A 23,306-nucleotide genomic window follows, 5' to 3' on the forward strand; every position below is an offset into this window, starting at 1 on the left:
TTATAATCATTTAATCTGTGGTAAAAAAATTAGTGCCAATTCGTGAAATTCGTGGCGAAAAAAGCTCCACGCAGATTAAGAGGATTTTTTTAAATCACTGTAATCCTTTAATCTGTGGCAAAAAAACCTGAAACAAAACAAACTTGAAACAAAAAAACACATGTTACATAAAAACAAAATACCCAATTTAAAAGTAATCGCATTTGATGCCGATGATACTTTGTTTGTCAACGAACCTTACTTTGAAGAAACCGAACATAAATTTTGCGCTTTGATGGAAGATTATCTTTCGCATCAGGGAATTTCGCAGGAATTATTTAAAATCGAAATTGCCAATTTACCTTTATACGGTTACGGAATTAAAGGTTATATACTTTCTATGATTGAAGCTGCGATGAACATTTCGAACAATACAATTCCGATTGAGGCCATCGCAAAAATCATTCAGTACGGAAAAGAATTACTTGAAAAACCAATCGAACTTCTGGATGGAGTCGAAGAAACTTTACAAGCTTTACACGGAAAATACAAATTGGTTGTTGCTACAAAAGGCGATCTAAAAGACCAGCACAGCAAATTACATCGTTCTGGTTTAGGTCATTATTTTCATCATATAGAAGTAATGTCAGACAAACAAGAAATTGATTATGAAAAACTATTAGGCCGTTTAGACATTCAGGCGCACGAATTTCTAATGATCGGAAATTCATTAAAATCTGATGTTTTACCGGTTTTAGGTCTTGGAGGCTATGCCGTTCATATTCCGTTTCATACCACTTGGGAACACGAAAAAATTAGTCATAAAGTAGAACACGAACATTTTAGTTCGTTCGAAAAAATTACTGAAGTACTTCAGAACTTATCATAATGAAAACACTATTAGATTTAGAAAACTGGAACAGAAAGGAACATTTCCAGCATTTCAGACAAATGGAAGAGCCTTTTTTTGGCGCAACTGTAGAAATTGATTGTACCAAAGCCTATCAAACTGCCAAAAGCCTTAAAGCTTCTTTCTTCATTTATTATTTACACAAAACATTGGTTGCCGTAAACTCAATCGAGAATTTTAAATATCGAATTGCCGATGACCAGATTTACATTAACGATCGGGTTGATGCATCAGCAACAATTGGGCGTGAAGACGGTACTTTCGGTTTTTCATTAATCGAATATAATCCGGACTTTAAAATATTCGAACAAAATGCTTTAGCAGAAATCGAGCGCATTCAAAACACAACCGGATTATTTACAAGATCATTTGATGATGATAATCTGATACATTTCTCTGCAATTCCGTGGTTGAATTTTACTTCACTTTCGCATGCACGCAGTTACACGTTTCCAGATAGTTGTCCTAAAATTTCCTTTGGAAAAATGATCACTTCAGAAACCGGAAAAAGAACTATTGCCATGTCAGTTCACGTTCATCATGCTTTGATGGATGGTTTGCATATGGGCCAATTTGTTGACTGTTTTCAGGGGTTAATGAATAATGACAAGTAATATTTAACCTTATTCTGTTGTTATAAAAACTTATATTGGAAAGTAATTCTTACAATAAATTGTTTGTTTGGGGAAAATTTAAAATCTCAAATAATAATGAAAAAAATTGTAATTATTCTAGCGTTTTCGCTAGGTTTCACTAGCCTACACGCACAAACTGAAAATACCTCAAATGACTATAATAAATGGTCGATTGAATTAGCTGGTGGTTTCAACAAACCGCAACGTCCAATGTCTGACAATTATTACACTGCAAGAGTTAGCCCTTTTACTGCTGATTTAGGTGTAAGATATATGATGAACAACAAGTTTGGTTTGAAAGCTGATTTCGGATACAACAGTTTCACAGATCATGGTAATTCTAATACTTTTGACTCTAAATATTACAGAGTTGATTTACAAGGGGTAGCAAACTTAGGAAGAATCATGAATTTTGAAACATGGACTAACACTATCGGTTTATTAGGTCATGCCGGTATTGGTGTTGCTCAATTAGAAAACGATGATTTACATGTAAAAGACAGAATGGGTAACTTCATTGCAGGTTTTACAGGTCAAATTAGATTATCAAACCGTTTGGCTTTAACAGGTGATGTTACTACTATCGTTAATGCTTTTCAAGACAATACTTTTGACGGAGCTGGTCTTACAAACTCAAGAGGACTTTCTGGACTTGTGTTTAACGGAACTGTTGGTGTAACTGTTTATTTAGGTAAAAACACTAAACATGCTGACTGGACTGTACTTTCTGAAAATGTTGATCTTACAGCTTATGACAACAAACTTGCTGAACTTGAAGCTCAGATAAAAAACATTCCGTCAAAACAAGTTATCGTAGAAAAACCTGTTACCAACACCGTTGTTGAAAACAAAGATGTTATGAAAGAAATGATAAACGATAAATATTACAGCGTTTATTTTGATTTCAACAAATCAACTCCAATCGAAAACTCTACTGCTGCAATTGATGTTGTTTTAACTTATTTAAGAAAAAACCCATCAGCATCTTTAGATATCATTGGTTATGCTGATCAAGTAGGAAGATCTGAGTACAATGAAAAATTATCAAATACAAGAGCAACTAACGTTAAAACTATATTTGAAAAAGCTGGAATCGCATCTTCAAGATTAAATGTTGTTGCCGCTGGTGCTGACACATCAATCCAAAAAGATTCTGAAGAAGCAAGAAGATTGGCAAGAAGAGTTACTTTTAAAGTAAAATAATCTTTAACCACATAAAAAATCAAGTCCTAAAGAAAATATTCTTTAGGACTTTTTTTATACCTTTAAGCAAGATATCATGCAAATATTATTGGTAAAAATTGGCTTCTGTAAACAAATACAAATTGCGGCAAAATACTAAACCTTAAGCTGAACTATTTTTCATGAATTAAGCATTGTGATCTACAAAATAAAGAGATAAATTTGGAATGATTATTGTCGCTAAAAAACACATGAAAAAACTATTATTCTTCTTTCTGATACTCTACAAATCTTCACTATTAGGACAAACGGTATTGAACTCTTACCCATTAAACCTGAAAAAATATGATGAGAGCAATCAGATTTTAAATGTTGAAAATTCAATTACGCATGATGTTTTTGTTTTTGCAACAAATACAGAAAACATTACGATATTAAAATACAACACTGCTTTATTCTTAAAAGATGAATTCAGCATTCCGCGTACAGATCTTCAGGACAAATCAATAGTGGGATATAGCTTTAGTGAAGACGGAAATCCTACTTTGTATTGGGGAACAGAAGACCTGAAAACCATTTACGTAATCAAATATTACTTAGAAGGAAAAACGTATAAAGTTTTACGCTTTAATTTTCCTGTCTCCAGTCAAAGCATAATAACAACATTTCAGCAAAACAATTTATTTTATATTCTTTCTCAAGATGCTTCTCAACCTGCATTAGGAGTTTATGCTTTTAAAAACGGAATAGTTGAAGAAAAAATCTATGACTTTTCGCCGTTTACTTTCCAAAACAGAAAGACTCAATTCTTAACTTTCAATCAGGTTTTGCGAGAAAATCCAATTGAGAAAATAGAATCAGACGAATACAGTACTTTGTCTAAGGCTTCAAAAAAGACCAAAGCATATATGTTAGACAACCATATTATTCTAACATTAGATTATAATCCTAATAAAACACAGGTTTTTGATCTTAATCTTGAAAATCATGATCTAACCGAAAAGATTTTTCCTCAATCTGCAACGCAGGATCAAAGAAAATTAAGCAATTCCTTTTTTTACAAAGATAAAATCTATCAAATCAACACCACTCAGGATGAACTTTTGTTTGATGTAAAAGATTTTAATTCAGGTGAAACATTAAAAAGCTTTAAAGTGTCTAAAAATGATACGATCCGTTTTAAAAGTTCGCCATTGCTAATACAGAGAGACAATGAGAAACCGAAAGAAGTAAAAAAAACGAGTAAATTTCTACAACGTCTTTCTTACCTGGACGTAGGTTTATCTGTTTTTAAAAACAATCAAAACATTCTGGTTACTTTAGGAGGAAATCCGCGAATGGAACAAATGTATTATGCCATTAATGATCAGATGTACAGCTTTAATTACACACAAACTTTTCATTCAGAAAGTGTTTTCTTCGAAACTACTTTAAACAATCAATACGATTTTACACTAATACAGCAGCAACCGCTTGCCATGGATAATATTAACTATTTTCTGGATCAAAATAAAAAAGCAACCTTGCCTAATGTATTAAAATTTAAAGATTTCTATATTTTAGGCTATTACGACATTACAGCCAAACAATATATTATGCGTAGATTTACGGATGGATTTATTCCTAATGAACCCACAAATCCTATAATTGACAAGGCAACCTTTTCGAAATCTTTTCCGTTTGATAAACCTTAAATTATTGAAAATTAACGTAAATGTCATGTGTTTCAGGGTTTCAAAAAAACAGGAATCGATTATTTTTTTCTAACTTTACAAAAAAGTCATCATTATGTTATCGAAAAATATTGAAGCAGCTTTAAACAAGCAAATTCGCATAGAGGCAGAATCTTCGCAAACTTACCTTTCTATGGCTTGTTGGGCTGAAGTACACGGATTAGAGGGAATTGCACAGTTTATGTATACCCAATCAGATGAAGAGCGTACACATATGCTTAAATTAGTTAAGTATATCAACGAACGCGGAGGTCACGCTCAGATTACCGATCTTAAAGCGCCAAAAACATCATATTCTACTTTTAAAGAAATGTTTGAAGCTCTTTATGACCATGAAATTTTTGTTTCAGAATCTATCAATGAATTGGTACACATTACTTTTTCAGAAAAAGATTATGCAACACATAATTTCTTACAATGGTATGTAGCAGAACAAATCGAGGAAGAAGCAACAGCTAAATCTATCTTAGATAAAATCAACTTAATTGGAGATGACAAAGGCGGACTTTACTTGTTCGACCGTGATATTCAGCAATTAACGGTTACAAGTTCTATCGCTATTAATCCTAAATAAAAAAAGTTAAAGTTTATTTAGAACGCTTAAAAATAACTATTTTCTTTTATATTTGCTTCTGTTTTTAAATACGGAGGAAAATTGGGCAAGAAAGAAAAAGATAAGGACAAGAAAAAGGATAAGAAGAAAAAGAAAAACGCAGCTATCCTTGACAAGATTAAAAAGTTGGAAAACTGCAAATCCTCTTGTTGTGAGAAATACAAAAAAAGCGAAAAAAAGCGCTGCTCACGATGTCCTATGTTTGATTTATTCAAAAAAACTGCCTAACAAAATACATACAAAACCCACCCAATTTGGTGGGTTTTTAGTTTTAAAGTATCATTTGCTTTTGATTTTAATAATACTCCATATTCAATTATGAAACACGACATTATAATACCCAAATCAAGTCTTGATTTTTTGACCCAACTTAAAGAAAACAATAACAAGCCATGGTTTGAAGAAAATAAGCCCCAATACTTAAAAGAACTCAGTCATATCGAAAACTTTGCAGGCGCTTTGCTGGAGGAATTATCTAAAACGGATGTTTTAGAAACCTCTTCAGGCAAAAAAAGTGTCTACAGAATTTATCGCGATATTCGTTTTTCTAAAGACAAAACTCCTTTTAAAACTTTTTGGGGAGGCAGTTATACACGAGCCACAAGCGCAAGACGTGGTGGATATTATTTTCATCTTGAAAAAGGAAATAGTTTTTTTGCCGGTGGTTTTTGGGGACCAAATGCCGCAGACATGAAACGCATCAGAAGCGAATTTGCGCACGATGCTCAACCGATGAAGAAAATATTGCAATCGAAAACCTTTGCAAAAACTTTTGGCACTTTACAGGGTGAACAACTTAAAACAGCACCAAAAGGTTACGATATAAATCACGAAGCAATAGATTTGCTTCGCTACAAACAGTTTCTGATTATTAAACGTTTTACAGATGACGAAGTATTAAGTCCGCTTTTTCTAGAACAGGCTTTAGAAACCTGCAAAAACATGCGACCATTTTTTGACTATATGAGCGAAATACTTTCAACTGATATTAATGGTGCTTCGGTTTTATAATTACAATATAAAAATTTTAAACCCGACAGGTTTTAAAAACCTGTCGGGTTATATCAAATTTGGCTAAACGTTATCTGCTAAGCAACAAAATTTCGTTTACAATAACTTCGGTTACAAATCTTTTCTCACCGTTTTTGTCATAACTTCTATGGGTTAGTTTTCCCTGAATCGCGACTTCTTTACCTTTTACCACATACTTTTCGATAATTTCGGCCGTTTTACCCCAGGCTGTTACACGATGCCATTCTGTTTGTTCGACTTTTTCGCCTTTATCATTGGTGTATTTATCGTGTGTAGCAATCGTTAAATAGGCCAATTTTCTTCCATTGTCTAAAGTTCTAACTTCCGGATCACCTCCTGCGTTACCAATTAATTGTACTCTGTTTTTCATTGCATTCATGGCGTGTAATATTTAAAATGTTCGTATATAAAGAATTCGTTTATCAAATTCAACATGGCAAAGATGCGGCGACTTCAAAAAAATAATCGGTTATCAACTAATTACATTCGGTTGTAACTATTTGTAAACGTTTGTAAATGGAAATATTTTTCCGTATATTTAACACAAATCATACTACAATGCAAACAAAAATCAATAAAGTCGAATTACGAAATTTAGAATTCGACGACTATCAGCAGCTAAAAAATTCGATGGTAGAATCGTATCCAGAAATGGCGAATTCATACTGGCGATCTAACGATATCAAAAAATTACTCTCAATATTTCCTGAAGGCCAACTTGTTATACTTGTTGACGGTATAGTTGTAGGATCAGCATTATCCCTAATTGTCGATGAGAAATTGGTAGACAAAAGACACAATTACAAACAAATCATTGGCGACTATACGTTCTCCACTCATAATCCTGATGGAGAAATTTTGTACGGTATAGACGTTTTTATCCACCCTAATTATCGCGGTTTACGTTTAGGCCGCCGTTTATATGATGCGCGTAAAGAACTTTGCGAGCAATTAAACTTAAAAGCCATTGTTTTTGCAGGAAGAATTCCAAACTATTCTCAACATGCAAAAAAGATGACCCCAAAAGTGTACATCGATAAAGTAAAACATAAAGAATTACATGATCCGGTACTTTCGTTTCAGTTGAGTAATGATTTTCACGTTCTAAGAATTATCAAAAACTACTTGGAAGGCGACGAAGAATCTAAAGAATTTGCTGTTCTTTTAGAATGGAATAATGTTTATTACGATGAAAGTCCAAAACTAATCAATCTTGAAAAAAGCGTTATTCGTTTAGGATTGGTACAATGGCAAATGCGTCAGTTGAATAATCTGGAAGAGTTTTTCGAACAATCAGAATTTTTTATCGACGTAGTTTCTGGTTACGGAGCTGATTTTGCTTTGTTTCCGGAACTTTTTATTGCGCCTTTAATGGCCGATTACAATCATTTATCTGAAGCTGAAGCCATTCGAGAACTTGCCCGATATTCTGATCCCATCAGAAAACGCTTTCAGGAATTCGCCATTTCTTATAACATAAATATTATTACCGGAAGCATGCCGCTTTTAGATAATGGAAATTTATACAATGTGGGGTTTTTATGCAAAAGAGACGGTACATCAGAAATGTATACCAAAATTCACGTGACACCAAACGAAGTGCAGCATTGGGGAATGAAGGGCGGATCGCATTTTAAAACTTTTGATACAGATTGTGGTAAAATTGGAATCCTGATTTGTTACGATGTTGAGTTTCCGGAACTTTCGAGAATTCTGGCCAACGAAGGAATGAATATACTATTTGTTCCGTTTTTAACCGATACTCAAAATGCTTACACTCGTGTAAAACATTGTTCGCAGGCGCGTGCCATCGAAAATGAGTGTTATGTAGCCATAGCAGGTTGCGTTGGAAATTTACCAAAAGTCAACAATATGGACATTCAATATGCGCAGGCATCTGTGTTTACACCGTCGGATTTTGCTTTTCCTAGTAATGGTATAAAGGCCGAAGCGACTCCAAATACTGAGATGACACTGATGGTTGACGTCGATTTGAACCTACTTAAAGAGCTCCACGAACACGGAAGTGTAAGGATTTTAAAAGATCGCCGTACCGATTTATATGAAATTAAAAAGATTGAGTCATGAAAACATGTCTTGAATGTTCTGAAAAAATTGTAGGCCGCGAAGACAAAAAATTCTGTTCAGACAGCTGTAGAAATGCCTACAACAACAAAATAAACAAAGACAGTACTAATTTCATGCGTAATGTAAACAACAAATTACGAAAAAATTACCGTATTTTGTGTGAGTTAAATACTGATGGAAAATCTAAAGCAACGAGAGATAAAATGATCAATAAAGGTTTTGATTTCGAATTCTTTACCAATATCTTGCAGACCAAAACAGGAAATACCTACTATTTCCTGTATGACCAGGGATATCGATCTCTGGACAATGATTATTTTATGCTTGTTAAAAAAGAAATATAGTACGTAATGAAGAAAAACCCCACCTCAATTCTGGCCATCGTCTGCATTTTAGCAATTCTTGGCATCATATACGCCTCAATGATGCCGCAATGGATTTCGAAAGATGAAGAAGCTCTTGCTGACTTTTCTACCGAAAGAGCGCTAAACCAAGTCGAAATTATTGCGCAAAAACCACATTACGTTGGTTCGACCAATCATGAACTGGTTGCCAATTATCTTAAACTTGAACTCAATCGAATTGGACTAGAAACCTCAATTCAGGAAGGTTTTACACTAAACGACAAAGGATTATTAGTAAAATCTAAAAATATTCTGGCCCGAATAAAAGGAACTGATAACTCAAAAGCTCTTTTACTTTTATCACATTACGACAGCGCACCACATTCATTTTCTAAAGGTGCCAGCGATGATGCCTCTGGAGTAGCCACAATATTAGAAGGAATTCGCGCTTTTTTATACGCCAAACAGCCACATAAAAATGATATTATTATTCTTTTTTCTGATGCCGAAGAATTAGGTTTAAACGGAGCTGCTCTTTTTGTCAACAAACATCCATGGGCAAAAGATGTTGGTCTTGTTATCAATTTTGAAGCAAGAGGTTCTTCCGGACCAAGTTATATGTTGATGGAAACCAACAAAGGAAATCAGGCTCTTGTAAAAGAATTTGCAAATGCAAAAGCCCAATATCCGGTTTCAAATTCTTTGATGTACAGCATTTATAAAATGCTCCCTAACGATACTGATTTAACTGTTTTTAGAGAGCAGGGAAATATTCAGGGTTTCAATTTTGCCTTTATCGACGGACATTACAACTATCATACACAACAAGACGATGTTCAGCATTTAAGCAAAACCACGCTAAAACATCAGGGAACTTACTTAATGCCTTTATTAAAGTATTTTTCGAATGTTAATCTTAATGAAACCAATTCTGCAGAAGATGATGTTTATTTTAGTGTTCCGTTCTCTTTCATAAGTTATCCGTTTACATGGGTTTTCCCAATGACAATCATTGCTTTAGGATTACTTATTATTTTTATTTTTATAGGAAAAGCCAAGCGCGTTATTACTTTTAGAGAAATTTTCAGAGGATTTGTTCCGCTTTTAGGGGCTATCACTATCTCAGGTTTAGTTACTTTTTTAGGATGGAAAATTCTACTTCAAATTTATCCGCAATATTCAGATTTACTTAACGGATTTACTTATAATGGCCACGCATACATTGGCGCTTTTGTAACACTAAGTATCGCCATTTCTTTTGCTTTCTATCACCATTTTTCAGAAGCAAAAATCACAATGAATCATTTTGTAGCGCCTCTGTTACTTTGGATTATTATTAATGCCTTTTTAGCCAATAGCTTAACAGGCGCAGGTTTCCTTATTATTCCGGTTTATTTTGGAATTCTGCTATTCGGTATTTTTGTTATTACCCAACATTATAGTTTAGGAGTAAATTTATTATTCAGTATTCCTGCACTGGCCATTATTGCGCCTTTTATCGTCATGTTTCCTGTTGGTTTAGGTTTAAAGATTCTTTTTGGAAGCGCAATTTTAACTGTCTTACTTTTCGGATTGTTACTTCCTGTATTTGGAGATTTCTATAAAAAAGGCGCCTGGACCATGTTCTTTTTTGCCGTTTCGATCGGATTCTTCATTTATGCCGGTTACCATTCAGGTTACAAACAGGGTGAAGCCAAATCAAACAGTCTGTTATACGTTTATAATGCTAATACGAACTCGGCCGTATGGACTACTTACGATGTAAATTTAGACGAATGGACTAAGACATATTTGGGAGAAAAAAATCAAAAAGCCGTTGGTTTAAATTCTTTGCCACTAGCCAGCAAATACAATTCAGCTTTTACTTATAACGCCATTGCTCCTGTTGTTGATGTTCCAAAACCAACAATTGCATTTTTAAAAGATAGCGTTGTAGGCAATAATAGATATTTAAAAATCAAAATTACACCCAATAGAAAAGTCAATCGTTACGATATTTATGCTAATCCAAAAATGACCTTTTTTAATTTTAAAGCCAATGGTGTTGCAACTTCAGGCGAAAAGGGAAATCGTCTTGAAAGAGATGGCGGAAAAATATTATGCTATTATGTTGTAGGCAATGAACCGCTTGTCATGGATTTCTATATTAATAAATCATCGGTTTTTGATATGGATTTAATTGAAAGTTCTTTCGATTTGATGACTAATCCGTTGTTTCAGATAAAACCCCGAAGCGACTGGATGATGCCAACGCCTTTTGTTTTAAATGATGCTGTTTTAATTCAGCAAAAAATAAAAAAATATACAGCGCCCGTAGCTCCTCTTGCACCTGCCACAGCTGTAAAAGACAGCACTGTTATTGCAAAAGACAGTTTAAAACCAGTTGTAAAACCAGAATAAATTCATTTTTCGAACCTAACCATCATGAAGAAAACATTTCTGCTTTTTGTTATTTTAAGTTTTTTTAATGCTAATAGTCAAACTTTAGAAGAAAAAATAGCTGCAAAAGCTTGTTCGTGCCTTGAAAAAAGCAAAGAAATAAACGAAGAGATCTACAGAAATTGTTTGACCAATTCGATGGCAGAAGTAGTTTTGAAAGACAAAGATGCAAAAGTAAGAGAAGGAATTAATACTGTTGAAGGAATCAAAAGTTTGCTTCAAAAATCTGATGAGACGATTGCCAAAACCTGCTCTAAATTTTTACCAAAAGCAGCTGAAGACAAAGCGGATATTTATTATAGTGATTCTAAAAACAAAGATGCCCAAAACTCTTATACAGTCGCCAAAGATTTTATGCTGGCTAAAAATTATAAATTAGCGATCGAAGGTTTGCAATTGGCATTAAAACAAGATCCTAATTTTGTTCTGGCACTTGATGATATTGCCGTTTGCTACAGACAATTGGAGGATTACGATAATGCGATCAAATATTATAAAAAATCACTGGATATTTATCCGGAGGGCGAATATGCCTTAATGAATATTGGAGTGGTTTATTCGCTAAAATCAGATTATAAAACGGCTATAGAATACTACGAAAAGCTTATAAAATACCAACCCAACGATGCCGAAGGATATTTTGGAGCAGGAAAAAACTACTTGCAAATCAACAATGACGAAAAAGCATTGAATGATATTTTTATAGCACACAGAATTTACAGCGCAGATAAATCAGAATATACCAAAGATACCGAAATGCTTATGGGTGCCATTTATCAAAAAATGGTCAAAGAAAACAAAGAAGACATCTTCAAAAAAATCGCGGCAGAAAACAATATTGCCATCGAATAGTGCTGATATAAATTATAAAAAAGGGCAAACTTTACGTCTAAAGTTTGCCCTTTTTCTTTAACAGGCGCATTCAATTTTTAAACCTGCTTTTACGCCGTTTGTGCCTTCGGTGGCATATCCGTCAAACTTCCACCACTCAATTCCGCCAATTAATTCTTTTACTTTAAAACCTAATTTAGCCATATTCAAAGCGCCTCTTGTTGAGGCATTACAACCAATTCCGTCGCAATACGTCACATACAAAACCTCTTTGTCTAAATGTTTGGTACTTTCTAGCGTCATTTCGCGATGCGGGATATTAATCGCGGTTGGGATATGTTCAGCTTCAAAGCCAAATGCTTTTCTCGCATCAATTACAATTACCTTTTCTCCATTATTCAATGCATCAAATAAATCTGAAGGATCCATTTCGAAAGCGAGTTTATTTTCATAGTGTTTAATTTGTGCTTCCATTATTCTAGTTTTTAAGGTTTTGTTTTTTCAAAAGTAACTCAACATCATATCCTATAAAAACGAAAAGAATTCATCAACTTGATTACTTTTTTTCATAGAAAACGCATTCTAAAATTTTGTTCCTTTGTATTCTAATTCCCAAAAAAATGGAAATCCGTCATTTACGCTTAATAAAAGCAATTGTTGAAGAAGGAAGCATTACTAAAGCCATTGATAAATTGCATTTGACGCAATCGGCCCTGAGTCACCAACTTAAAGAAGCCGAATATCAATTGGGAACTCCTGTTTTTTTGAGAACCAATAAAAAACTGGTTTTAACCAAAGCCGGGGAGAAAATCTACGAATTGGCCAATGAAATTCTGGACAAACTTTCGCAAACCGAATCTCAAATTAAACAAATGGTATACGGAGAACATGGTGAAATCAGAATTAGTACCGAATGTTTTTCGAGTTATCACTGGTTGCCGCCGGTTCTAAAGCAATTTCATCTTTTATATCCTAATGTCGAATTGAAAATTGTAACCGAAGCAACTCATATTCCGTTACAAAAATTATTAGAAAACACCATTGATATCGCGATTATTAGCGATCAGATCAAAGACAATAACATCAAATATATCGAGCTTTTTCAGGACGAAATGGTGATGGTCATTTCTGAAAACCATGCCTGGGCGAATAAAAAATACGTTGACGCGGAGGATTTCATCGATGAACATTTGCTGATTCATTCCCTTCCGATGGAAACGGTTACCGTTCATCAATTTCTTTTGGCTCCAGCCAAAGTAGCTCCAAAAAAAATCACTCCTCTCCCATTGACAGAAGCGTCGTTAGAAATGGTTAAAGCCGATATGGGCGTCATGTCGATGGCAAAATGGGCCTTGTTACCACATTTAAAAAACAATCCAATTAGAGCGATTAAAATTGGTAAAAACGGTTTAAAAAGAAAACACTTTATTGCCATTCGCGAAAATGAGCAATATCCTGATTACTTTTATCATTTTATCACCTTTTTACAAAACGAAATCAACCTGCAATGGAATATTCAATAAGAAAATGCGAAGTATCAGACTTGCCAAAACTGGTCATTTTATGTCAAAAACATGCCGAATATGAAAAAGCCGATTATTCTCCGGAAGGAAAAGAAGAAGGATTGAAAAAAGTATTGTTTGGCGAGCATCCAAAATTAAACTGTTTTGTCGTTGCAACCGATAATGATATTGTGGGATATGTATCTTATACTTTTGATTTTTCGACCTGGAGCGCGGGTGATTTCCTGTATATGGATTGTCTTTATCTGGAAGAAAATGCAAGAAACTTTGGAATTGGCGAAGTCTTAATCAACAAACTAAAAGAAATTGCAAAAGAGAAAAACTGTGTTAACATGCAATGGCGAACGCCTCAGTTTAACGAAAGAGCAATAAAATTTTATCATAGAATTGGCGCAAAAGGAAAAGACAAAATCTGCTTCTTTTTAGATCTATAATACAAAGTGCGCAAAATTTAATCTCGTAAAGGCGCGAAGTCGCAAAGAAAAAGACATAGTTTTAAATCTTTGTAACTCTGAACCTCTACCTTTGAACCTTCAAAAACAAAAAATGACTCAAATAAGCATATTAGGTTGCGGATGGCTAGGTTTTCCTTTAGCGAAAAAGCTAATCGAAAAAGGACATTCGGTAAACGGATCAACGACTTCTGAAAATAAACTTCCCATTTTAGAAAATACTGGAATAAACCCTTTTATTGTCATCCTGAGCGAAGTCGAAGGAGCGCTTGAAAGCGAAAGTGTTTCAGAAAGTATCACTGATTTTTTAGCGAAATCTGAAATCTTAATTATTGACATTCCGCCTAAATTGAGAGGAAGCAATGCTGATTCTTCGGACTCTTCCAGAAAAATCTTTGTAGAAAAAATAGAAAATTTAATTCCGTTTATTGAAAAATCAGCGGTAAAGAATGTTCTTTTTGTGAGTTCAACAGCAGTTTATGGCAATGAAAACGGAGTTGTTAACGAAGAGACAAATGCAAATCCGGAAACTGAAAGTGGCAAACAATTACTTTTGGCGGAAGCTCTTTTACAAAAAAATCAAAACTTCGAAACTATAACTGTACGTTTTGGCGGATTAATTGGCGAAGATCGTCATCCGGTTAAGTTTTTAGCAGGAAAAGAAAACCTCGAAAATCCGGATGCACCAGTAAACTTAATTCATCAAAATGATTGTATTGGTATTATCGAAGAAATCATCAAACAATCAAAATGGAATGAGGTTTATAATGCTGTAGCACCTTTTCATCCAAGTAGGGAGGAATATTATACACAGCAAGCAAAGAATCATAATTTAGTTTTACCAATGTTTAGCACTGAAAAATCGAATATTAAAAAGGTGATTTCAAGTGAAAAAATCACAAATAGTTTGAGTTACCAATTTAGGTTAGAAAATTATTAAAATGTTTAAACCATATAAGTTATATAAGTTCATTTAAATAACGGCTTGATAAACTTTGCGATATCAAACTTAAATTTACTTCTATAACTTATATGGTTTAAAAAACTTTGCGAACTTTGCGAAACCTTTACTCCCAACAACTATGGGGATTGCCATTAAATCAAAATCTATGGAAACAGTCTATATCAATTCGCCTTTAGGAATCACCAAAATTGTTGGAGATGAAGATGGTGTTGCTGTAATTTCTGTTTCAGATGTTGGTACAAACGAAGTTTCTCAGGAAATTCCAGCCGTTTTACAAGAAGCCGTTTCGCAATTAGAAGAGTATTTCAACAAAAAAAGAATTGATTTTACTTTTAAACTAAACCCAAAAGGAACTGAATTTCAGCAAAAAGTTTGGAAATCCTTATTAGAAATTCCATACGGAAAAACGATAAGTTATATGGACCAAACCAAAAAGCTGGGAGATGTAAAAGCGATTCGCGCTGTGGCATCGGCAAATGGTAAAAATCCGCTTTGGATTGTCGTTCCCTGCCATCGTGTTATTGGTACCAATGGTTCTTTAACCGGATACGCTGGCGGTTTATCACGCAAAAAATGGCTAATCGAACACGAAAATCCAACTACACAACAAAGTTTATTCTAAAACACAAATTCCACAGATTTTCACTAATTAAAATTATAGCTTTATATTTACAAAAGAGTAAATTCCGGGTAATCATTTTCACTTCAATTAATTGATGACAATTAGTGTAATCCGCGTTAAAATATAAATCATGATTGAAAAAGTAAACCTCAATAACATTTTATTCCTGGATATAGAAACTGTTCCGGAAGAGGAGAATTTTAATTCCCTTGATGCCGAAATGCAATCGCTTTGGGATCATAAAACACAATATCAAAGAAAAGACGAATATACGCCGGAAGAATTTTATGATCGCGCCGGAATTTGGGCCGAGTTCGGGAAGATTGTCTGCATTTCTGTTGGTTATTTTACCATCAAAGGAGATATTCGAAATTTTAGAGTGACTTCGTTTTTTGGTGAAGAGAAAAAAATCCTAAAAGACTTTAATAATCTAATTAACAATCATTTTCATCAGCCGCAACATCTTTTGTGCGGACATAACGCCAAAGAATTTGATATTCCGTTTATTGCCCGACGTATGATTATCAACCAGATTGCGATTCCGGATAAACTGAATTTGTTTGGGAAAAAACCTTGGGAAATTCCACATTTAGATACTTTAGAATTATGGAAGTTTGGTGATTACAAACACTTTACTTCTTTAAAATTATTGACTAAAATCCTGGGAGTTCCTTCTCCAAAAGGCGATATCGACGGAAGTCAGGTTGGTCATGTATTTTATGTAGAGAAAGATATTGACCGAATTGTAACCTATTGTGAAAAAGATACGATTGCCGTGGCTCAGATTTTCCTGCGTTTACGTCGTGAAGATTTATTGATTGATGATGAGATTATTCATGTATAGCTTTTCTAGGCACTAAGCTACTCAGTTGCTAAGATACTAAGGTATTTTTCATGAACTTATATAACTTATAGGGTTTAAATATTTTAAAGAATGACTCATCAGGAAATATCACATTATCGTCTTGTTTCGCATAAACTCTATGAAACAAGTTCAAATTCTCCGGAAGAAATTGTACAACATCTTGGTGCCATGCAGGCTCAGGATTATGCAATGGCAAAATGGGCAATTGGTTCGCGTTGTGATGCTACTGAAGCAGCTATCGAAGAACTTATAAATTCGGCAAAAATTATCCGAACCCATATTTTGCGCCCGACCTGGCATTTTGTTTCGGCAGAAGATATTTACTGGATGTTGGAACTTTCTGCACCACAAGTGAAAAGATTTACTGCTTCGGCAGCTAAGAAATATGGTTATGATCCTAAAAAATTAGATCAAACCAATACTGAGATCGAAAAAATGTTAAGCGGAAATAATCATTTGACCCGCGATGAAATCATGCAGGAACTTAACATAAAGAAAACTTCGAGCGAAGATTTTTTGAGTGCTGCCATAATGATGAATGCAGAATTGGACGGTTTGGTTTGTAATGGTAAAATGAAAGGCAAACAAATCACCTATTCTTTACTCGAAGAAAGGGTTTCTAAACCACAAACTAAATTCTCAAAAGAAGAAGCTCTTACTAAATTAGCGCTGCGATATTTTGAAAGTCATGGCCCTGCAACACTTCTGGATTTTTCCTGGTGGTCTGGTTTTCCGCCAACTACCTGCAAATTGGCAATTAACGCAATTGAGTTGCAACTGGGTTCTGCAGAAATTGAGAGCCAAATTTACTGGTTTAAAAAAGATATTACTGATGAAATCAACTTCCGCGAAAGCGTACATTTTCTTCCCGCATTTGATGAGATTTTAATTTCGTATAAAACCAGAGAAGCTTCGATTTTATTAGAAAACCAACCTAAGACTTTCACCAATAATGGTATTTTTAAACCTATTATTCTCGAAAATTCAAAAGTTATTGGAACATGGAAAAGAACCATCAAAAAAGATCACGCTAAAATAGAAACGCATTTTTTTAATGATTTCGAAAGCTCAAAAAAAGAGATTCTGTTTGAAGGAATTAAAGCTTTTGAAAATTATCTAAAGACCAAAATTGTGATCGAATGAGATTTTTAATATTTTTAAAAAATCAAAAACCACTAAATGCATAAAAAAATTATTTCTTTTATTTTTTCATTACTCGGAATTGTTTCGTTATTCCTCCCATATAATAAAGCTGTTACTATTGGTTGTGGTGAAAACTTCAGCTCAACAGACTATTATTACAATAACTTTATAGAAATCATTCCTTATTTATTCCGTACATCATTTAGTTTTAACAATTTGATAGAAACTTTACTTGCTCTTTTAGTATGTTTTTCGCTCACTTTTTCTTCAATTCTATTTTTATTGAATAAAATTATTATCTCTATTTTTCTTATTATTCTAACATTGCTATTGATGTCTTTCGCTTTTTACAATTTATATGATATTTTAAGCTTTGGATATTATGTAATCTTTTTTCAACAAATAGCTCTTTTGTTTTATATCATGTATTCAAAAAACAAAATAAAACTAAATCAATTTTGTCTTAAATCATGAAATTGACTTTTGTAATTCTCATTGCAATTGATTTATTACATTTACAAAAAAAATTAGCATTATGGTATTAAGTAGATTTTGGTTAGTGATTTTTATTTCCTCAATTGTCTTTATTGTGGTCAGTTTATTTACTGCCAACACTTATACTATCGATTCTGTAATAAACGGAAAGAAAGACGATCCTATTCTGGTGTCTGAAAAATACATTCATGAGCTTCCGGCTTTCATTAAGGACAGTATTCAAAAAGCGCCGGATCAGACCATGATTATCAATCACGATACTCTGAATGCTGATACTACTTATGTTTTTAAAAATAAAACAGTAAAAATCTTCAGCGGTTTACAAAAATCTGACGGTTTATTGCCTACCTGCAAGAGTACTTTGGTCGATTTGATCTTGCCGCTTATTGCTTATCTGGCTTTTTTCTGCGGATTGATGGAACTTTTAATTATTTCCGGAGCTTCAGGAAAATTAGCAAAAGTTTTAAGCCCGGTATTCGTAAAGGTTTTCCCGAGTATTCCTAAAAATCACCCTTCTATATCGTACATGACGTTAAACTTTGCCGCGAATTTTCTGGGATTAGATTCGGCTGCAACTCCTTTTGGTCTTAAAGCCATGGAGAGTTTGCAGGAAATAAATCCGGACAAAGACAAAGCGAGCGATGCCCAAATTATGTTTATGTGTCTTCATGCTTCGGGTTTAACTTTGATTGCAACATCAATTATAGGATATCGTGCTGCGGCTAATGCCACTAATCCTGCTGATGTTATGTTGCCATGTATCATTACATCGTTCATTGGTACTATTGCAGCCTTTTTGATTGTAGGAGTTAAACAAAAAATCAATTTTAAAAGTGCTTCTCTTGTTATTGTATTAATGGGATTAATCGCCGCAATTGTTGGTTTACTGATGTATGTAAATCATTTAGATTTAATTGGAAAAAACTACTTTACCTCTAACCTTTCGGGATTAATATTAATTGCCATAATTGCCTTTACATTGATTTTTTCATTCAAACATGAAAAGAAATTTACAGAAGCTAATACTACTGTTTTTGAAACCTTTGTAGTGGGTGCAAATAATGGAGTTAAAACCGGAGTTACTATTTTTCCTTATGTATTAGGAATGTTAGTGGCTATTTCATTATTCAGAAACAGCGGTTTATTCGAAATTATTAGTGATGCGATTGCATTTGTTTTTTCGAATATGGGAGTAAGTAAAGAAATTACAAATGCCTTGCCAGTTGCCATGCTTCGCCCTTTTAGTTCTGCAGGATCTCGTGGTTTTTTAATTGATTCTATGAATACTTTTGGTGCCGATTCTTTGACAGCAAGATTAAGTAGCATTTTTCAGTGCAGCGCCGAAAGTACTTTTTATGTAATTGCAGTTTATTTTGGTTCTGTTAATATCAAAAATACCCGATATGCCCTGGGTACAATGCTTTTGGTAGATCTTATTTGTGTGATTACGGCAATTTTTGTGGCAACGTGGTTTTTTTAAATCTTTATATAATTTAAACCGGATTTTTTCTAAACTGGACTGAAGTCCAGCCCTACAATATAGGGCGAGCCGATGGCTCTTTTTAGAGTTCCTCAGGAATGGATTATTTTTGTAGGGCTGTCCTGAAACATCAGGATTAATCTGGTTTAAATATGAATGGACAAATTTAATTATTTGTAAGAATATTTTGTATTATTGTAGCGGATTTTAATCGTTGTAAATAAATATAAAATGTCAAATACATATCATCAAGTTTATATTCAGGCCGTTTTTGCAGTAAAATACAGAGAAGCAGTTATAACTAATGAATGCAAATCAAAAATATTAAGTGTAATTGGAAATTTAATAAATGAAACAGGTTGCAAAACCCTAATTGTAAATGGAACAGAAGATCATGTCCATTGTCTTTTAACACTTAAACCAACAATTTCAATTTCGGAATTAATGAAAGTTGTAAAAGGAAAATCATCAAAATTTATAAATGATCATCAATTAACAAAACATAAATTCGAATGGCAAGAAGGTTATGGTGTTTTCTCTTATAGTAAATCCCACATTGATGCTGTTTATAAATACATTGCCAATCAAGAAGAGCATCACAAAAAACAAAATTTCAAAGATGAATATATATCATTCTTAAATAAATTTAATGTCGAATTTGATGAAAAATATATTTTTGAAAATTTAATATAATTATATTTAAACCCGGATTTATTTAAACCGAATTAAAATCCGGCCCTACAATATGATTCGAGCCAATGGCTCTTTATTTAAAGTTCCGAAGGAACGATTTATATTGTAGGGCTGGACTTCAGTCCAGTTGAACAAAAAAACAATAATACCACACATTAATGAAACCACAATTCCTTTTCATCCTATGTCTTTTGATTGGTTGCCAAAAACCAAAACCTGCAAATCAAATAATAGATAAACTTCCTGAAACTAAAACGGAGGCAGTTGAGGCAAAAGATAATTTCCTGAAAACAGATACTATTTCTATTGCTAATTACGGAGAAACATCAAAAGACAATTATATTCTGGCGTATCTTTTAGAGCAAAAAGCAGATAAAGACAGTATCGTAACGGCAAAATACCAACTTGACTTTTATCAGAATAAAAATAAAACTACGACTTCAAAAATTACCATTAAAGGAGTTGACAAAGGATCTGAATGGTCTGCTATCTACGGATTAGGGACAGAAAGTGCTAAAAGTTCGCCTTTTATTCAAGTTAGTTTTGGATATCCGGCTTGCGGTTACAATCAAAGTCATTATTTGTATCATTTAAAAAACAACGATATACAACTGGTTTATGATTGGTACACCATGTCTGATAGTGGCTGGGGAAGTTGGGTCGAATTCGAAAATCCTTCGGCGAAAGCCAATCCTGAATCATTCTATTGCAAGACCGTTTCTTTTGAACCTGATGATAACGACGAAAACATGGGAATCGCTAAACATTCGGATTCGATTGTTTTTCGCTTAAGCGGAAATCAGTGGAAAAAGCAATTACTTTCGGCAAAAGACAAGGTTTATTTCGAGAAAAAAATGAGTTTTGATGACTTTCACAAACCACAATAAACACCTTAAAACATCCCTTATTCAAATTCTTTCTTAGGTAAATAATTTCTAACTTTGTAAAAAACAAAGCAATGATTGATTTTATATACCAAGACCCTTATCCTATTTTAAAGGATGATACACAGTACCGCAAAATTACGTCTGATTTTGTGAAAGTAGAACAATTTGGAGAACGTGAAGTTTTGACCGTTGACCCAAAAGGTTTAGAATTATTGGCTGAAGAAGCCTTAACAGATGTTTCGTTCATGCTTAGAACGACGCATTTACAAAAATTGCGTAAGATTCTTGACGACCCTGAAGCGACAGACAATGACCGTTTTGTGGCTTACAATTTACTACAAAATGCTTCGGTTGCTGCCGAAGGTCAGTTACCAAGCTGCCAGGATACCGGAACTGCGATTGTAATGGCCAAAAAAGGAGAAAGCATCTTTACTGGTGTTGATGATGCTGAATGGCTGAGCAGAGGAATTTTCAACACGTACCAAAAACGTAATTTACGTTATTCGCAAATTGTTCCGATTTCGATGTTTGAAGAAAAAAACTCAGGTTCGAATCTTCCGGCACAAATTGATATTTATGCTAAAAAAGGAGCTTCGTACGAGTTTTTATTTATGGCAAAAGGTGGAGGATCTGCTAACAAGACTTATTTATACCAACAAACAAAATCATTATTGAATGAAAAATCGATGGATGCTTTTGTTCGTGCAAAAATAAAAGATTTAGGAACTTCGGCTTGTCCGCCGTATCACCTGGCTTTAGTAATTGGAGGAACTTCTGCGGAAGCGAATTTAAGTGCTGTTAAAAAAGCATCAGCTGGATATTACGACAATCTTCCTACTTCAGGAAATATGGCTGGTCAGGCTTTCCGTGATATTGAATGGGAAGCTAAAGTGCAGCAAATTTGTCAGGAAAGCGAAATTGGCGCTCAGTTTGGCGGTAAATATTTCACGCACGATGTTCGTGTAATTCGCTTGCCTCGTCACGCGGCTTCTTGTCCGGTTGGATTAGGGGTTTCTTGTTCTGCTGACAGAAACATTAAAGGAAAAATTAATAAAGACGGAATTTTCGTTGAGCAATTAGAGGTTAATCCTAAACAATTTTTACCGGAAACAGCTCCTCATTTAGAAGCTCCTGTTGAAATTGACTTAGATCAGCCAATGGCAGATATTTTGGCTAAATTATCTCAATATCCTATCAAAACCCGTTTAAAACTAAACGGAACTGTGATTGTTGCCCGTGATATTGCTCACGCAAAAATCAAAGAATTACTGGAAGCGGGTAAACCAATGCCGGAATACTTTAAAAATCACCCAGTGTATTATGCAGGCCCTGCTAAAACTCCGGAAGGAATGGCTTCAGGAAGTTTTGGACCAACAACGGCAGGACGTATGGATGTTTATGTTGATGAATTCCAGAAACATGGCGGAAGTATGATCATGTTAGCAAAAGGAAACCGTACCAAACAAGTAACAGATGCGTGTAACAAATACGGCGGATTCTACTTAGGCTCTATTGGTGGTCCGGCTGCAATTTTAGCACAAGATAATATCTTAAAAGTTGAAGTGGTTGATTTTGAAGAATTAGGAATGGAAGCGGTTCGTAAAATCACAGTTAAAGATTTCCCTGCTTTTATTATTACTGATGATAAAGGAAATGATTTCTTTGAGAATTTATAAATTTTTAGTGGCTAAGGTACTAAGGTGTTGAGTTACTAAGATTTTTTCATACAAAAACCGCCTATTTTGGGCGGTTTTATTATTTATTAACTTTGCGAACATTGCGTAATTCTTTGCGAACTTTGCGGTTAAATTCTTTAAATTCCTTCTTAAGCTACTTCTTTCTCAAAGGCTATAAAATGCGTTAATTGCCCTTTTAGGTTAAAAACCGGCGCTCCGTTAATTTTACACTTATAGGTTCTGCCGTCTTTTCTATAGTTTTCGATTGTTTTTTCAAAAGGAACCTGCAGTTTAATTGCTTCCCTGATTTCTTTTAGAACAGTTTTAGAAGTTTCGGGTCCCTGAAACATTTTAGGCGTTTTTCCCAACACTTCTTCTTCTTTATATCCCGTCATTCGTTTGATTCCGTTTGAAGCGAAAACAATCTTTAAATCAAGATCTGTTACGACTACAACTTCGTCTTTTAGGCGTTGTTCTATTTGTAGATTTTCTTCATTCCAGGTAAATTGATTCGAAATTTTACTGACTTTTTTCAAATCAGAGAAAATAGCTTTCAGCTCATTCAAATATTCATAATGAAAATCCCATGCCAGGATAGGAACAGAATTACGATGCGAACCTTCATCAAAATTGTCTCTTTTCATTTTAAATAATTTATGGATAAAATCTTCTCACTCAAAGATAGAACGAAAATTCATCATAAAATAAATTTATTTTCTA

At 34.0% G+C, this 23,306-nt stretch carries 23 protein-coding genes; 20 read left to right on the forward strand and 3 right to left on the reverse strand.

Features of this window, described 5'->3' with window-relative positions; translation table 11 throughout:
* The first annotated feature begins 160 nt into the window (after positions 1–160).
* The 6 genes from L0669_RS04525 to L0669_RS04555 all read left to right on the forward strand — a co-directional run bounded on the left by L0669_RS04525 (position 161) and on the right by L0669_RS04555 (position 6,063).
* Positions 161–868, forward strand: a complete 708-nt coding sequence (locus L0669_RS04525; RefSeq protein ID WP_173969430.1) for an HAD family hydrolase — start codon at positions 161–163, stop codon at positions 866–868.
* Positions 868–1,503 (forward strand): chloramphenicol acetyltransferase, encoded by a 636-nt coding sequence (locus L0669_RS04530; RefSeq protein ID WP_173969431.1) that lies wholly within the window; start codon positions 868–870, stop codon positions 1,501–1,503. Before L0669_RS04525 ends, L0669_RS04530 begins: the two co-directional genes overlap by 1 nt.
* Positions 1,504–1,599: 96 nt before the next feature.
* Positions 1,600–2,727, forward strand: a complete 1,128-nt coding sequence (locus L0669_RS04535) for an OmpA family protein (protein ID WP_263761655.1) — start codon at positions 1,600–1,602, stop codon at positions 2,725–2,727.
* Between the two features lie 230 nt (positions 2,728–2,957).
* Entirely contained in the window at positions 2,958–4,400 is a 1,443-nt protein-coding gene (locus tag L0669_RS04540; protein WP_263761656.1) for a hypothetical protein, read from the forward strand.
* Positions 4,401–4,494: 94 nt separating this feature from the next.
* Positions 4,495–5,013 (forward strand): ferritin, encoded by a 519-nt coding sequence (locus L0669_RS04545; RefSeq protein WP_173969434.1) that lies wholly within the window; start codon positions 4,495–4,497, stop codon positions 5,011–5,013.
* Positions 5,014–5,370: 357 nt separating this feature from the next.
* The gene (locus L0669_RS04555) at positions 5,371–6,063 is read left to right on the forward strand and encodes a DUF2461 domain-containing protein (RefSeq protein ID WP_263761658.1); all 693 of its coding nucleotides are present in this window, start codon (positions 5,371–5,373) and stop codon (positions 6,061–6,063) included.
* Between the two features lie 70 nt (positions 6,064–6,133).
* On the opposite strand, the gene L0669_RS04560 is transcribed toward L0669_RS04555, so the two are convergent.
* Positions 6,134–6,463, reverse strand: a complete 330-nt coding sequence (locus L0669_RS04560) for a single-stranded DNA-binding protein (RefSeq protein ID WP_263761660.1) — start codon at positions 6,461–6,463, stop codon at positions 6,134–6,136.
* Positions 6,464–6,642: 179 nt separating this feature from the next.
* Here L0669_RS04560 and L0669_RS04565 point away from each other — a divergent pair, with 179 nt between their 5' ends.
* The 4 genes from L0669_RS04565 to L0669_RS04580 are packed head-to-tail and all read left to right on the forward strand — an operon-like array spanning position 6,643 to position 11,807.
* Positions 6,643–8,172: a carbon-nitrogen hydrolase family protein gene (locus L0669_RS04565; protein WP_263761662.1), complete on the forward strand. Its 1,530-nt coding sequence runs from the start codon at positions 6,643–6,645 to the stop codon at positions 8,170–8,172.
* Positions 8,169–8,516 (forward strand): hypothetical protein, encoded by a 348-nt coding sequence (locus L0669_RS04570; protein ID WP_065451907.1) that lies wholly within the window; start codon positions 8,169–8,171, stop codon positions 8,514–8,516. The genes L0669_RS04565 and L0669_RS04570 overlap by 4 nt, the downstream gene beginning before the upstream one ends.
* A gap of 6 nt (positions 8,517–8,522) precedes the next feature.
* On the forward strand, positions 8,523–10,916 hold the full coding sequence (locus tag L0669_RS04575) for a M28 family peptidase (RefSeq protein ID WP_263761664.1): 2,394 nt from the start codon (positions 8,523–8,525) through the stop codon (positions 10,914–10,916).
* A 24-nt stretch (positions 10,917–10,940) separates the two neighbouring features.
* Positions 10,941–11,807, forward strand: a complete 867-nt coding sequence (locus tag L0669_RS04580; protein WP_263761666.1) for a tetratricopeptide repeat protein — start codon at positions 10,941–10,943, stop codon at positions 11,805–11,807.
* Between the two features lie 57 nt (positions 11,808–11,864).
* Here L0669_RS04580 and L0669_RS04585 read toward each other — a convergent pair whose 3' ends face one another.
* On the reverse strand, positions 11,865–12,260 hold the full coding sequence (locus L0669_RS04585) for a rhodanese-like domain-containing protein (protein ID WP_263761668.1): 396 nt from the start codon (positions 12,258–12,260) through the stop codon (positions 11,865–11,867).
* 146 nt (positions 12,261–12,406) lie between these two features.
* On the opposite strand from L0669_RS04585, the gene L0669_RS04590 reads away from it, so the two are divergent.
* The 10 genes from L0669_RS04590 to L0669_RS04635 all read left to right on the forward strand — a co-directional run bounded on the left by L0669_RS04590 (position 12,407) and on the right by L0669_RS04635 (position 22,586).
* The gene (locus L0669_RS04590) at positions 12,407–13,309 is read left to right on the forward strand and encodes a LysR family transcriptional regulator (RefSeq protein WP_263761670.1); all 903 of its coding nucleotides are present in this window, start codon (positions 12,407–12,409) and stop codon (positions 13,307–13,309) included.
* Complete coding sequence (locus L0669_RS04595; protein WP_263761672.1) at positions 13,294–13,743, forward strand: GNAT family N-acetyltransferase; 450 nt, start codon at positions 13,294–13,296, stop codon at positions 13,741–13,743. Before L0669_RS04590 ends, L0669_RS04595 begins: the two co-directional genes overlap by 16 nt.
* A gap of 112 nt (positions 13,744–13,855) precedes the next feature.
* Positions 13,856–14,701 (forward strand): NAD-dependent epimerase/dehydratase family protein, encoded by an 846-nt coding sequence (locus L0669_RS04600; protein WP_263761674.1) that lies wholly within the window; start codon positions 13,856–13,858, stop codon positions 14,699–14,701.
* Between the two features lie 169 nt (positions 14,702–14,870).
* Positions 14,871–15,347 carry a methylated-DNA--[protein]-cysteine S-methyltransferase gene (locus tag L0669_RS04605; RefSeq protein WP_263761676.1) on the forward strand — a complete coding sequence of 159 codons (477 nt, stop codon included), beginning with the start codon at positions 14,871–14,873 and terminating at the stop codon, positions 15,345–15,347.
* Positions 15,348–15,477: 130 nt separating this feature from the next.
* A complete protein-coding gene (locus L0669_RS04610) occupies positions 15,478–16,191 on the forward strand; it encodes a 3'-5' exonuclease (protein ID WP_263761678.1) in 714 nt (237 codons plus the stop codon).
* Between the two features lie 90 nt (positions 16,192–16,281).
* Positions 16,282–17,355 (forward strand): winged helix DNA-binding domain-containing protein, encoded by a 1,074-nt coding sequence (locus L0669_RS04615; protein ID WP_263761680.1) that lies wholly within the window; start codon positions 16,282–16,284, stop codon positions 17,353–17,355.
* Between the two features lie 535 nt (positions 17,356–17,890).
* Positions 17,891–19,330 (forward strand): nucleoside recognition domain-containing protein, encoded by a 1,440-nt coding sequence (locus tag L0669_RS04620; RefSeq protein ID WP_173969447.1) that lies wholly within the window; start codon positions 17,891–17,893, stop codon positions 19,328–19,330.
* A gap of 231 nt (positions 19,331–19,561) precedes the next feature.
* Positions 19,562–20,023: an IS200/IS605 family transposase gene (gene tnpA / locus L0669_RS04625; RefSeq protein ID WP_263761684.1), complete on the forward strand. Its 462-nt coding sequence runs from the start codon at positions 19,562–19,564 to the stop codon at positions 20,021–20,023.
* 158 nt (positions 20,024–20,181) lie between these two features.
* On the forward strand, positions 20,182–20,910 hold the full coding sequence (locus tag L0669_RS04630) for a hypothetical protein (RefSeq protein WP_263761685.1): 729 nt from the start codon (positions 20,182–20,184) through the stop codon (positions 20,908–20,910).
* A 71-nt stretch (positions 20,911–20,981) separates the two neighbouring features.
* Positions 20,982–22,586: a fumarate hydratase gene (locus L0669_RS04635; RefSeq protein ID WP_263761687.1), complete on the forward strand. Its 1,605-nt coding sequence runs from the start codon at positions 20,982–20,984 to the stop codon at positions 22,584–22,586.
* 149 nt (positions 22,587–22,735) lie between these two features.
* On the opposite strand, the gene L0669_RS04640 is transcribed toward L0669_RS04635, so the two are convergent.
* A complete protein-coding gene (locus L0669_RS04640) occupies positions 22,736–23,230 on the reverse strand; it encodes a PAS domain-containing protein (protein ID WP_173969451.1) in 495 nt (164 codons plus the stop codon).
* Positions 23,231–23,306: the final 76 nt, after the last annotated feature.

This window comes from Flavobacterium bizetiae (assembly GCF_024271895.1).
Classification (GTDB): domain Bacteria; phylum Bacteroidota; class Bacteroidia; order Flavobacteriales; family Flavobacteriaceae; genus Flavobacterium; species Flavobacterium bizetiae.

What these genes read in the sequence shown, in the direction of transcription:
- L0669_RS04525 (WP_173969430.1), top strand. Translation starts at nt 161, where the DNA reads ATGTTACATAAAAACAAAATACCCAATTTAAAAGTAATCGCATTTGAT.
- L0669_RS04530 (WP_173969431.1), top strand. Translation starts at nt 868, where the DNA reads ATGAAAACACTATTAGATTTAGAAAACTGGAACAGAAAGGAACATTTC.
- L0669_RS04535 (WP_263761655.1), top strand. Translation starts at nt 1,600, where the DNA reads ATGAAAAAAATTGTAATTATTCTAGCGTTTTCGCTAGGTTTCACTAGC.
- L0669_RS04540 (WP_263761656.1), top strand. Translation starts at nt 2,958, where the DNA reads ATGAAAAAACTATTATTCTTCTTTCTGATACTCTACAAATCTTCACTA.
- L0669_RS04545 (WP_173969434.1), top strand. Translation starts at nt 4,495, where the DNA reads ATGTTATCGAAAAATATTGAAGCAGCTTTAAACAAGCAAATTCGCATA.
- L0669_RS04555 (WP_263761658.1), top strand. Translation starts at nt 5,371, where the DNA reads ATGAAACACGACATTATAATACCCAAATCAAGTCTTGATTTTTTGACC.
- L0669_RS04560 (WP_263761660.1), bottom strand. Translation starts at nt 6,463, where the DNA reads ATGAATGCAATGAAAAACAGAGTACAATTAATTGGTAACGCAGGAGGT.
- L0669_RS04565 (WP_263761662.1), top strand. Translation starts at nt 6,643, where the DNA reads ATGCAAACAAAAATCAATAAAGTCGAATTACGAAATTTAGAATTCGAC.
- L0669_RS04570 (WP_065451907.1), top strand. Translation starts at nt 8,169, where the DNA reads ATGAAAACATGTCTTGAATGTTCTGAAAAAATTGTAGGCCGCGAAGAC.
- L0669_RS04575 (WP_263761664.1), top strand. Translation starts at nt 8,523, where the DNA reads ATGAAGAAAAACCCCACCTCAATTCTGGCCATCGTCTGCATTTTAGCA.
- L0669_RS04580 (WP_263761666.1), top strand. Translation starts at nt 10,941, where the DNA reads ATGAAGAAAACATTTCTGCTTTTTGTTATTTTAAGTTTTTTTAATGCT.
- L0669_RS04585 (WP_263761668.1), bottom strand. Translation starts at nt 12,260, where the DNA reads ATGGAAGCACAAATTAAACACTATGAAAATAAACTCGCTTTCGAAATG.
- L0669_RS04590 (WP_263761670.1), top strand. Translation starts at nt 12,407, where the DNA reads ATGGAAATCCGTCATTTACGCTTAATAAAAGCAATTGTTGAAGAAGGA.
- L0669_RS04595 (WP_263761672.1), top strand. Translation starts at nt 13,294, where the DNA reads ATGGAATATTCAATAAGAAAATGCGAAGTATCAGACTTGCCAAAACTG.
- L0669_RS04600 (WP_263761674.1), top strand. Translation starts at nt 13,856, where the DNA reads ATGACTCAAATAAGCATATTAGGTTGCGGATGGCTAGGTTTTCCTTTA.
- L0669_RS04605 (WP_263761676.1), top strand. Translation starts at nt 14,871, where the DNA reads ATGGAAACAGTCTATATCAATTCGCCTTTAGGAATCACCAAAATTGTT.
- L0669_RS04610 (WP_263761678.1), top strand. Translation starts at nt 15,478, where the DNA reads ATGATTGAAAAAGTAAACCTCAATAACATTTTATTCCTGGATATAGAA.
- L0669_RS04615 (WP_263761680.1), top strand. Translation starts at nt 16,282, where the DNA reads ATGACTCATCAGGAAATATCACATTATCGTCTTGTTTCGCATAAACTC.
- L0669_RS04620 (WP_173969447.1), top strand. Translation starts at nt 17,891, where the DNA reads ATGGTATTAAGTAGATTTTGGTTAGTGATTTTTATTTCCTCAATTGTC.
- tnpA (WP_263761684.1), top strand. Translation starts at nt 19,562, where the DNA reads ATGTCAAATACATATCATCAAGTTTATATTCAGGCCGTTTTTGCAGTA.
- L0669_RS04630 (WP_263761685.1), top strand. Translation starts at nt 20,182, where the DNA reads ATGAAACCACAATTCCTTTTCATCCTATGTCTTTTGATTGGTTGCCAA.
- L0669_RS04635 (WP_263761687.1), top strand. Translation starts at nt 20,982, where the DNA reads ATGATTGATTTTATATACCAAGACCCTTATCCTATTTTAAAGGATGAT.
- L0669_RS04640 (WP_173969451.1), bottom strand. Translation starts at nt 23,230, where the DNA reads ATGAAAAGAGACAATTTTGATGAAGGTTCGCATCGTAATTCTGTTCCT.